The sequence below is a fragment of the Cellulomonas septica genome, from assembly GCF_012396155.1.
Classification (GTDB): domain Bacteria; phylum Actinomycetota; class Actinomycetes; order Actinomycetales; family Cellulomonadaceae; genus Cellulomonas; species Cellulomonas septica.
This window is the reverse complement of record NZ_JAAXOY010000043.1, coordinates 1-10,812: the sequence shown is the minus strand read 5'-3', so window position 1 is coordinate 10,812 and position 10,812 is coordinate 1. Positions and strand designations below refer to the sequence as shown.

The window sequence follows — 10,812 nt, the reverse complement described above, 5'->3', positions numbered from 1 at the left end:
GGGCCGTCCGGCGCAGCGGCCCCCGGCGCCCGCGACGCGTACCGCGAGTAGAGGTGCTGGTCGCCGCTCAGCCACACCCGCACGCGTGCGCCCGTGTCCTCGCGCTCGCGCCGCCCGGGCACCTGCCGGTACCGCACGACCTCGCGCTCGAAGAAGTGCAGCTGGTTGAACGCGTCGGGGTCGTGCCCGGCCTTCGCCCACGCGGGCTCGGCGGCGCAGACGACGACCGCGTCGCCGGGCCGCAGGTGCGCGGTGACGTGCGTGCGGAAGTAGTCGAGCTGCGGCTCGTCGATGTACTCGTCGAGCTGCGAGTCGAGCCCGAGCAGCCACCAGCCGGGCGCCAGGCGCACCGCGAAGTACGACCGCCGCTGCACGGTCCGCCACGCCCCGACGCTCGCACCGCGCGTGAACACGCGCAGCCACGCGGTGAGGCCGTCGTACCAGTCGTGGTTGCCGGGGATCGCGAGGAGCGTCGGCTCGGTCGTCGCGTCGAGCACCGTGCCGGGGCGGACGGCGGGGAGCGCAGCACCGTACGGGCCCGTGGTGCGGTGCTCGTACCCGCGTGCGGACGCGGCCGGGTAGACCTCGTCGCCGCCCATCACGAGCACGTGACCGCGAGGCAGCGCGAGCGGTCCGCGGGGTCCCGCGACCTTGAGCTCGGGCTGCGCGAGCAGGGTCGCGACGGTGTACGTCGCGTCGAACCCGTCGCCCAGGTCGGCGACGAAGTCGAGCCACAGGTCGCCGTCGGGCCGGTGCGCGGGCTCGACGAGGCCGCCGGGCAGCGCGGCCTGCACCTCGCGACGGTCGCCGTACGCGGTGAAGACCGACGCGAGCACGACCTTGAGCGCGGTCCGCGCGAGCTCGGGCGGGTCGAGCCAGCGCACCTGCGGCGACGGGACGAAGCCGAGGTCGCTGCTGCGGGGGACGAGGTCGCGACGCCTCATCGGCCGGCCCTCGCGGCGGCCCGCGCCGGGTGGGCGCGGCGACCGGCGAGCTTGTCCGCGACGTACACGTCCCACAGCTCGCCGAGGAACAGCCGCCCGAACTGCGCGAGCGCGGCCGCACCGGCGTCGCCGTCGGTGCGGAACGTCGTGAGCTGCTTGGCCAGGTCGAACGGCTTGATGACGAGCACGCCCGCGCCGATCGTCCCGTCGGGCACCTCGTCGTCGCGCATCCCGTCGAGCACCGCGAGCGCCTGCGCGTGCGTCGTTGCCTCGGGCGGTGCGACGTGCCCGGACAGGACGCGGACGAAGAGCGTCGTGGTGTCGGCCCACACGTCGAGCCCGCGGTCGTCCTCGACCTCCTTCGCCCCGACGAGCGTGAGCGGCGACCCGGCGGCGTCGCGCAGCCACAGCCGGTAGAGCATGCGGCGCCCGGGCGTGCCGCCGGGGTGGACGAACAGGTTGAACCAGCCGCGCTCGACGTCGAGCCGTCCGCCGAGGACGTTGGACTCGACGAACCCCGTGGCGTCGGCGCGGTGCAGCGGGTCGGTGACGAACGCCTCGATGTCGGGGGCCGTGATCGTGAGGACGAACTGCAGGCGGTCGCCGAGGCTGCGGGCGATCTCGGCGCCGTGCCGCGGGTCGGTCTGGTCGAGCGTGAACGGTCCGACCATCCGCTCGGTGAACGCGACCGACGTCGCACCGGGCGCGCGGGCGGCGAGCGCGCGTGCGGGGGCGGCGATGTGCGTGCGGCGCGGCCGCGACCAGTCCTGCTCGAGCATGCGGGTGGCGGCACGGTCCGCCATCGCGGCGATGGTGAGCGACGGGTTCGCGCCGACGGGTCCGGGCATCGCGGCGCCGTCGACGACGTGCAGCCCCGCGTGCCCGCGGACCTCGCCGAACTCGTCGCACACGCCCTCGCCGACGTGCCGGCCGATCGGGACGCCGCCGAGCGGGTGCACCGTGATGACGCGCTTGGCCCACCACAGCGGGTTGTCCTGGAACCGGGCGCCGAGCTGCTCGCCGACGCGCTCCATCGTCGCGCGGACGTCGTCGAAGTAGGTCCGCGACGTGGCGGTCGTCCAGTTCACGGCGAGGCGCCCGTCGTGCAGCGACATCCGCCCGTCGGGCACGTCGCGACCCATCCCGAGCAGGGGGAGCGACCCGGCGGACAGCCGCCCGTCGCCCAGCAGCGCAGACAGGTCGGCCGACACGTTGGAGCGCCCCTGCGCGAGCACACGGTTGCGCACGACCTGCCACGCGAACGCCGCCGCACGGCGCGCGGTCGAGCGCAGCTGCGCGGTCTCGACGAGCCAGCCGAGGAAGCCCGGGAAGCCCGCGTCCTCGACGTAGTAGCCGCGGCCGGTCCAGCCGTCGCCGTCGAGCGCGTCGGGCCGCCGGATCGCGGTCGTGATGACGGGGCCGTTGCCACCGTCGACGGGCAGCGCCTCGCCGTCGCGCGTGCAGTCGAGCAGCAGCGTCAGCAGGTCGCCGTTGCCGGAGAAGCGTGTGCCGAGGGCCGGGCCGAGGCCAGGCAGCGACGCGCGGCTGCGCAGCAGCAGGAACGTCGTGCCGAACGTGCCGGCGCCGAGGATCACGCGCCGGGCGACGATCGAGCGCTCCGGCAGCGCGCGGGTGCGGGTGTCCATGTCGCCGCGTGCGCCCTCGGGGTGCACGACGTACCGGACGAGGTAGCCGCCGCCGTCGAGCGGTCGCACCGCGCGCACCTCGTGCAGCGTCCGGACGTCGGCGCCGTGGTGCGCCGCGGACGAGAGGTAGGTGTGGTCGAGCGTGTTCTTGGCGCCGACGTTGCAGCCGATGTCGCACTCGCCGCACAGCGTGCACGTCCGCCGACGGGAGCCGGCGTGCACCGTGCCGTACTCCGCCGCCGGCAGGTCCAGCCCGGGGGCGGCGTCCTCGCCGGGCCGGGCGAACGTCACCGCGAGCGGCGGGCGGATCGTGGGCATCCCGAGCGCGACCGCGGCCTGCTCGACGGCCCGCGTCTTCGGGGTGTCGTCGTACGGGTAGGGCGTCGCGCCGAGCATCTTCTCGACCACGTCGTAGTGCGGGTCGAGGTCGGCGCGGCTGATCGGCCAGTGCTCGTACCCGCCGCCCGGCAGCGGCGAGTCGTGCACGAACCAGTGCTCGTCCTTGCGCAGCAGCACGTTCGCGTAGATGAGCGACCCGCCCCCGAGCCCGCTCGACACGAGCCCCTCCAGGCCGCGGAACGACCACGCGTCGAAGAGCCCGTAGAGCTTCTCGCTCGGGTCCCAGAAGGCCCGGCCCATCTGCGCGGGCGTCCGGGCGAAATCCCCGGGCCCGTAGCGCCGGCCGCGCTCCATGACGACGACCTGCTTGCCCGCCTCGGCGAGCCGCTGCGCCGCGACCGCGGCACCGAAGCCCGAGCCGACGACCACTGCGTCGACGACCTCGAGGCCGCCGTTCCGGATGTCCATGACGTCTCCCCGCCCGCGCGCGAACACCGACTGCGCCCCCTGCACGGACAAGAGGTGTGACCTGGGCCACAGATACACGGCCCGTAGGCTGGTGGACCGTGCAGTGCCCCTACTACGACGCGGAGCGGTGCCTCTCCTGCACGTGGATGGGGCGGCCCTACGCCGACCAGCTCGCCGCCAAGCAGGACCTGTGCGTCGACCTGCTCGCCGCGCACCACGACCTCGTCTGGCTCGACCCGGTGCCCAGCCGCGAGGAGGGGTTCCGCAACAAGGCCAAGATGGTCGTCGGCGGGACGGTCGACGCCCCGACGCTCGGCATCCTGGACGCCGCCGGGCGGGGCGTGGACCTGCAGGGCTGCGGCCTCTACCCGGCGTCGTTGTCGGCGACCTTCCCGGTGCTGTCGGCCTTCGTGACACTGGCCCGCCTCGAGCCCTACGACGTCCCCGCACGCCGCGGCGAGCTCAAGCACCTGCTGCTCACCGAGTCACCCGACAGCGACCTCATGCTGCGGTTCGTGCTGCGCTCGCAGGAGGCCGTCGCGCGCCTCCGCAAGCACCTGCCGTGGCTGCGCGCGCAGCTCCCGCGCCTCGTCGTCGCGTCCGTCAACCTGCTGCCCGAGCACAAGGCCGTGCTCGAGGGGGAGCGGGAGATCCTGCTGACGGCGGACGAGACGCTCCGCATGCGCGTCAACGGCCTCGACCTGCACCTGCGCCCGCAGAGCTTCTTCCAGACGAACACCGACGTCGCCGCCGCGCTCTACCGGCAGGCCGCCGCGTGGGTCGACGAGGCCGGGCCGTCGTCCGTGTGGGACCTGTACTGCGGTGTCGGCGGGTTCGCGCTGCACGTCGCCGACGGCTCGCGCGACGTCGTCGGCGTCGAGACGTCCGCGGAGGCCGTCGCGAGCGCGACCCTCACCGCGCGCGACGCGGGCCTGACCCGCACGACGTTCCGCGCCGACGACGCGACCGCCTTCGCGCTCGGCGCGTCACCCGCCGACGTGCCCGACCTGGTGGTCGTCAACCCGCCGCGGCGCGGCATCGGGCCCGACCTCGCCGGCTGGCTCGAACGGTCCGGGGTGCGGACCGTCGTCTACTCGTCGTGCAACGCCCGCTCGCTGGCCCGCGACCTCGCCGCCATGCCGTCGCTGCGTCCCGTCCGCGGTCGCGTCCTCGACATGTTCCCCCAGACGACCCACTACGAGGTCGTCACCCTCCTGACGCGAGACCGGAGCGTGTAGACCGACCAGCGCAGGACCGCGACGTGCAACGTGAGGTCGAGGTGCGAGTCGGGTTCAGTCGTCGCGTCGCGCCATGACGTCGTCGGAGGTGATCGTGTGTCGTTCGACCGGCGGGAACGTCGGAAACGCGTCGACGGTGGCGACTGATGCCTCACCGGAGCTCCGTGCGACTCGACGTGCCGCCGCGCTCATCATCGTGGCGTGCGCCGCGAGGAAGGCGTCGCGGCGGGCGGCGTCGACGCGGCCGACCTCGCGCAGGGCCGTGCCGACGGGGTTCTGCACGAGCGGGTCCCGGTCGGCCGCGAGGAGCGCGCAGATCGCGAGCGCGTCGTCGACGTCGCCGTGGCGGACGATCGCGAACGTGGCCACGACCGCCGTGCGCCGGTGCAGCGGCTCGGGCGACGCGGCGAGCGTGAACAGCCGGTCACGCGAGCGGTGACGCAGGTGCAGGCCGACCACGCGGGGCGCCGACCGGTCGATCAGGTCCCACGCGACTATCCGGTCGAGGTGGTCCATCCACAGGTCGTAGAGCGCCTGCCGCCCGTCGTCGTCGAGCCGCGGCGCACGGGCACGGAAGTCGAGCACGGACACCCCGACCGTCCGCGACTCGTACTCGTCGCGCTCCAGCAGCGCGGCGACCTCCGGGAGCGGCAGCGCTCGGTGCTCCTTCGCGAGCGCGAACACGGTGCCCATCCGGACCCCGACCACGCTCAGCGGGACGCCGACCATGCGTCGGCTCGTCTTCGCGAGCTCGCGCTCGTCGGCGTGCCGGTGCAGCTCGTCGACGACGTCCGCTGCGGTGGGCACCCGCCCACCCTCCCGGCGACCGCGCACGGCGTCAACGTGTCGGTGCGGCCTGCGACGATGCCGTCATGACGGATCGGCCGACGTACGAGTTCGACGCACCGCTGTGGCGGTGGGACGCCCGCAAGACGGACTCGTGGGTCTTCGTGAGCCTGCCGACCGACGTCGCGGACGACGTGCTCGAGGTGTCGTCCGGCGTGACGCGCGGGTTCGGGTCGGTGCGGGTCGAGGTCACGCTCGGCGGCTCCGTCTGGCGCACGTCGGTGTTCCCCGACGACAAGGCGAAGACCTATGTCCTGCCGCTCAAGAAGGCGGTCCGCCGGGCGGAGTCGTGCGACGTCGGCGACACCGTGCGGCTGCGGGTCGCGCTGGTGGACGTGGGCGCCTGACGGGCGCGAGACGTCAGCGGGACGGCCGCGTGAAGTCGACCTCGCCCGTGACGGCCGACCCGGGGGAGCCGTCCGGCTGCTGCGGCACTACGTCGAACCGCAGCGACTCGAACCGCAGCGTGATCGTGTCGACCGGCAGGAAGTCCTCGGCGGTCACGGCGTAGCCCGAGACGACGACATCCTGAAGCCGCCACCGCAGGAACGGCCGTCCGCCGTTCTCCCCGGCCTGCACGACCTCGAGCTCCGCGACGTCGAAGCGCTCGTTGCGCGCGCACGCCACCATGAGCCGCGGGGAGGCGACGCTGACGTCCGCCGTCGCGACGAGCGGGCTCGCGGTGACGCGGCCGGAGACGGCGGCGTGCCCGCCGGCGCCGGCGCCGGACGTCTCGGACCAGGTGAACGACCGCACCTCGATCCAGCCCTCGTGGTGCCGGTCGGTCGCCCCGCCCTCGACCGACTCGATCCGCAGGTACGCGTGCGCGCTCATGGCACCCCTCCCGACGACGCCGTCACCGCCGAGTCTGGCACTGCGAGCGTGCCGTCGGAACGGCTCGACGACGCGGCGCCGGTGCGGCGCTAGCCGATGGCGTCGGCGTCCACGTCTGCGATGTCGACGTCCTCGATCGCCTCGGCGCGGACCTCCTCCGGCAGCTTCGGGGCGGCCGGCTGCCAGGGGCGGAGCGACTGCACCACCGAGCTGTAGAAGGCCTCGACCGCGCTCGTGACGCTCGGGACGAAGGCGCCGCGCACCCCCGAGCGCTTGGTCCCCATGACGCTCGCGAGCGTGAGGCGGAACGTGCTGATCTCGGCGCTGCGGTCAGGGAGGAGCACCGACGGGTTGGCGCGGACGTCCGCGAGCCGCTCGCATGCCGTGTCCGACCGACCCGCGAACCGTGCCTCGACGAGCACGGCGTCGGGGGCGTCCTTCAGCTGCCGCACGAGCCAGCTGATTCTCCGCTGCGCCGTCCCCTCCTGCGGGGCGTCGAGGTCGATCCCGACCCTCACCTGTGAGGTCCGGAGGTCGGCGGTGATGGTCAGCGGGCCTGCGGCCTGCGGCACCTTGAGCACGGCCTCGAGCACGCCGTCCGCGGCGAGCCGGGCGACGATCGCCTGGACCCGCGCTGCGGAGTCCGTGGCGAGCCGTCGGGGCATCGACTGCGTGACGGTCACGCCCAGGTCGGAGCCGAGGCGCAGGCACACCTGCCGCACGAGCCGGGTCCACGTGTCGGCGACAGCCGGGACCTTGCGGTCCGTCGCGCGCAGCGTCCCGGCATGGATCGCCTCGCGAACCGGTACCCACGCGGGCCCCATGTCGTCGAACGTGCCCGCCCCGGACCGCGGGTGCTCCAGGTACCGGATGAGCTCCGCCAGGATCCACGCCTGGAGCGCGTCACCGACGCCCCGGTGGTTCAGGGTGAAGGTGGCCTCGTGCAGCACCTCCGCCCACGAGAGGTGGGTGATCGTGACCTTGCGCAGCTTCCGGCGGTCGACGACGACCGGGTGCTCGCCGGGTTGCGGCGCGATGTCGTTCGACAGGGTGACGAGCGTGTCGTACCCCTCGTGGCGGGCGACGTCCAGGTAGTGCTCGACCTGTTCCCGGCGCAGCTGCCCGCTGCCGGTCTTGACCTCGACGAGCGCTGTCCACCGTTTCGCTCCGCGCGCGACTCGCAGGACCCCGTCCGGGTAGACCGTCGACTCACCCAGCGTGAAGGGCACCTCGAGGTAGGTCTCGACAGCGCCGGCGGGCGCACCGAACCGCGACGTCAGCGCGCGCCCGAACGCGGGCACCGCGGTCATCGTCGCGAGGAGGGCCGACGTGGCCCGCTTCTCCTGCTCCTCGGCCGTGCCAACACCGGAGATCGAGAACAGACGGGCTGCCTGCCAGGTCTCGGCACCGGCGAGCCGCAGCCGAGGAGGCTGGACCGGTGCGGCCGCCCGCTTGGACGTCCGGACGCCCGACGACCGGCGTGGCCTCGGCGTCGCCGGGGCCTCGTCCGCAGCGCCGTCGTCGACGACGTCGCTCGCCACGACCGGCTGGACCGACGTCGTGGTGGGCTCGACGACGTCCACGAGCTCGTCGGCGTCGTCGGTCGGCTCGGCGTCGGCGAGGTCGTCGGCCGCCGGCGGCTGCGCCTCGGACTCGGCCTCGGCCTCCTGCTCGACGCTGACGCCGAAGTGTGCGGCGAGCCCGGCGAGGCCCGTGTCCCACCCCTGGCCGACCGCCCGCACCTTCCAGCCGTCGCCCCGGCGGTACACCTCGCCGAAGAGGAACGCCGTCTCCGTCGTCGCGTCGGTGATCTCGTAGTGCACGTCGACCGCGCCGTCCTCGTCGAGCACGCGCAGGTGGAGACCGTCGAGCGAACCGAACGAGCCGTCAGAGAGGCTCGCGGTGATCGCGACGGCCCGCACCTCGTCCGGCAGCGCGCGGAGCTGGATGCCGACGAGCTCGCGCGACCCGCCGTCGTCCGTCGTCCGTCCGAGGAGTCGGACGGCACCGTCCGACGACGCGGGCTGGTTGAAGAAGACGAGGTCGTCGTCCGACCGGACCCGACCCTGCTCGTCGAGCAGGAGCGCGGAGGCGTCCACCTCGACGGCGCCGTCGGTGTCGTCCCACGCGACGACGACGCGGACGTCGGTCGTCTCAGGCGGGAGGCCGCAGTTGGCCCCCTTCATCAGCGCAGTCTCGGCCATGCTCCGGATGCTAGGGGCCTGCCGCTCCGGCACGCAGCGAGGAGGCGCGGGGACGCCCACGTGTCGCCTGAGCGGACGAACGGCAGGCTCCCGCGAGACGCCCGTATGACGCGACGAGGCCCCGGGGCGTGCCACCCCGGGGCCTCGCGCGTGGTCGGGGTCGCGTCAGTCGACGGCGGCGGCGCCCACGTCGGGGTGGTCGGTGAAGAAGCCGTCCATGCCGGCGCGCAGGAAGGTGCGGATCTCGCCCTCCAGGTCGCCGTGCGCGTTCGGGTCGGTGCCGACGCGGAACCGCGTGGGCAGGAACTGGTTCTCGGCGCGGAAGGTCCAGCCGTGGACCGTCAGACCGGCGCGGTGGGCGTCGCGGATCACGGGGGAGGGTGCGCGGAGCGCGCCCGACGCGTCACGCGGGATCAGGACGTCCTTGCAGGCACCGATGCCGTCGGCGTAGCGGGCGATCTGCCGCAGGCCGTCGCGCGTGACGAGGTCGGCGTACGTGCGGGTGTCACCGGCGGCGACGAGGTCCCACGGGGCGCCCGAGCAGTTGATCAGCTGCGCGAGCGGGAGCTTCGTGTGCGTCGACAGCTCGCGCAGGTTCGACGTCTCGAAGGACTGGATGATCACGGGAGCGCGGCGGCCGTCGAAGCCGTTGGCGGCGAGCGTCGCGAGCAGCGGCTCCTCGAGGGACAGGCCGAGGCCGTCGAAGTACGTCGGGTGCTTGGTCTCCGGGTAGACGCCGACGGGCTCACCCGCGCAGGTCCGGGAGTTCCGTGCCAGGTCCAGGACCTCGTCAAACGTCGGCACCTGGTAGCGGCCGTCGAACGCCGTGTTGCCGGGCCGGACCGCGGGGATGCGCTCCTTCGCCCGCAGGGTGCGGAGCTCGGCGAGCGTGAAGTCCTCGGTGAACCAGCCGGTGAGGCTGACCCCGTCGATCGTCTTGGTGGTCCGGCGCGACGCGAACTCGGTGCGGGTCGCGACGTCGGTCGTGCCGCCGATCTCGTTCTCGTGCCGCGCGACGAGGACGCCGTCCTTCGTGCTCACCAGGTCCGGCTCGATGTAGTCGGCGCACTGCAGGATCGCCGTCTCGTACGACGCGAGCGTGTGCTCGGGACGATAGCCCGACGCGCCGCGGTGGCCGACGACGAGCGTGTCGTCGGGGCGGGCCAGGCGGGCGCCGCGCAGGTCGACGACCACCATCTCGGTCGCGTCGGGGGTGCCGGGGACGCGCGCGGCGTTGCCCGGGTAGTTGTTGTCGTTCGCGAGCAGCAGCCGGTCGCGGCCGAGGGGCACGATCGTCTCGAACGACTGGACCGGGAAGGCGAACGTCGCGCCGGTGCCGTAGCCGCCGCCGGTGCTGACGCCGCGCGGGTCGGCGATCTTCAGGGCGTCGAGCACGAGCGTCTTGCGCACGAAGCCGTCACGGTCCGTCCGCGACAGGTCGACCTCGTAGACCCGCTTGATGACGGACGCGGCGCCGTCGAAGTCGTCGCGCTCGATCAGCCACAGCCGGTCCTTGCCGACCCACTGCGCGTCGCCGATGACGTTCGCCTCGGCGTCGGTCTGGTACTGCCAGGTGCGGCCGGTGTACTGCTGCGTGCGGGTGTCGAACTCGTAGACCCAGCGGCGGCGCTTGTCGGCGTCGTCGGTGAACGCGCCCTCGACGACCGGGTAGAGGCGACGGCCGTCGGACGATGCGGCGAGCGCCTCGAACCCGCGGCTGCTCGCGACGCGCGGCGTCTCGCCGGGCGCGAGGTACGGGTTGGCGGGCGACTTGCCGTCGGGGAACGGCACGGGCGCGGACAGGAGCACGCCGTCGGCGCTGAAGTGGAGCAGGAACGGCCCGAACTCCTCGCCGACCCAGAGCGTGCCGTCCTTGGCGCGCTGCACGGACTCGACGTCGAAGTCGGCGCCCGTGAGCAGGCGGTCGGGGCGGGTCAGCGGGAAGTCGATGCGGTGGTCCGGGTCCTGGAACGAGACGTGCCGGCCGACCTGGATCTCGCCGGACTTCCAGTCGGGCGTCACCAGGTACATCCGGAGCAGGAAGTCGGCGGAGTTCGTCTTGCTGCCGAAGCCGTTGTCCGGCAGCCCCCAGAACGTGCCGTCGCCGTTGTCGAGGGCACCGGAGAAGCCCGGGATGACCTGACCGGCGAAGGGGCCGGTCCGGCCGTTGGCGGGTGTGACGGCCGCACCCGACGGCGGGCCGTCGGCGAGGAAGTCGGCGGAGAGCGTGGCGCGGGAGACGAGGGCGGGACCGCGGTCCGCCGACGGGCCGTGGCCCGGGGACCCGCCGGCG

General features: G+C 73.8%; 7 protein-coding genes and 1 pseudogene. 2 read left to right on the top strand and 6 right to left on the bottom strand.

What is annotated here, in order from left to right; translation table 11 throughout:
• Together HGA02_RS03565 and HGA02_RS03560 are read right to left on the bottom strand one after the other, a co-directional pair.
• Positions 1–944: pseudogene (locus HGA02_RS03565) on the bottom strand (hypothetical protein); the annotation flags it as partial.
• Positions 941–3,442, bottom strand: coding sequence for a GMC oxidoreductase (locus tag HGA02_RS03560; RefSeq protein WP_343035248.1), 2,502 nt, complete (start codon positions 3,440–3,442; stop codon positions 941–943). The pseudogene HGA02_RS03565 and the gene HGA02_RS03560, both read right to left, overlap by 4 nt.
• Before the next feature lie 53 nt (positions 3,443–3,495).
• Between HGA02_RS03560 and rlmC the strand changes: the two genes are divergently transcribed.
• A complete protein-coding gene (rlmC, locus tag HGA02_RS03555; RefSeq protein WP_168677649.1) occupies positions 3,496–4,635 on the top strand; it encodes a 23S rRNA (uracil(747)-C(5))-methyltransferase RlmC in 1,140 nt (379 codons plus the stop codon).
• 54 nt (positions 4,636–4,689) lie between these two features.
• Here the strand turns inward: rlmC and HGA02_RS03550 are convergent, their stop codons facing one another.
• Entirely contained in the window at positions 4,690–5,442 is a 753-nt protein-coding gene (locus HGA02_RS03550) for a DNA alkylation repair protein (RefSeq protein ID WP_168677647.1), read from the bottom strand.
• Positions 5,443–5,507: 65 nt separating this feature from the next.
• Between HGA02_RS03550 and HGA02_RS03545 the strand changes: the two genes are divergently transcribed.
• Positions 5,508–5,828, top strand: a complete 321-nt coding sequence (locus tag HGA02_RS03545) for a DUF1905 domain-containing protein (protein ID WP_168677645.1) — start codon at positions 5,508–5,510, stop codon at positions 5,826–5,828.
• Between the two features lie 13 nt (positions 5,829–5,841).
• Here the strand turns inward: HGA02_RS03545 and HGA02_RS03540 are convergent, their stop codons facing one another.
• From HGA02_RS03540 to HGA02_RS03530, 3 genes are all read right to left on the bottom strand, one after another.
• The gene (locus HGA02_RS03540) at positions 5,842–6,315 is read right to left on the bottom strand and encodes an Hcp family type VI secretion system effector (protein WP_168677643.1); all 474 of its coding nucleotides are present in this window, start codon (positions 6,313–6,315) and stop codon (positions 5,842–5,844) included.
• 89 nt (positions 6,316–6,404) lie between these two features.
• Positions 6,405–8,519: a TerD family protein gene (locus HGA02_RS03535; RefSeq protein WP_168677641.1), complete on the bottom strand. Its 2,115-nt coding sequence runs from the start codon at positions 8,517–8,519 to the stop codon at positions 6,405–6,407.
• A gap of 165 nt (positions 8,520–8,684) precedes the next feature.
• A partial coding sequence (locus HGA02_RS03530) for an esterase-like activity of phytase family protein (protein WP_168677639.1) occupies positions 8,685–10,812 on the bottom strand: 2,128 nt, incomplete at its 5' end.

Bases quoted from the DNA above. Each gene is read 5' to 3' on its own strand.
- HGA02_RS03545 (WP_168677645.1), top strand. From the start codon at position 5,508: ATGACGGATCGGCCGACGTACGAGTTCGACGCACCGCTGTGGCGGTGG.
- HGA02_RS03540 (WP_168677643.1), bottom strand. From the start codon at position 6,315: ATGAGCGCGCACGCGTACCTGCGGATCGAGTCGGTCGAGGGCGGGGCG.
- HGA02_RS03535 (WP_168677641.1), bottom strand. From the start codon at position 8,519: ATGGCCGAGACTGCGCTGATGAAGGGGGCCAACTGCGGCCTCCCGCCT.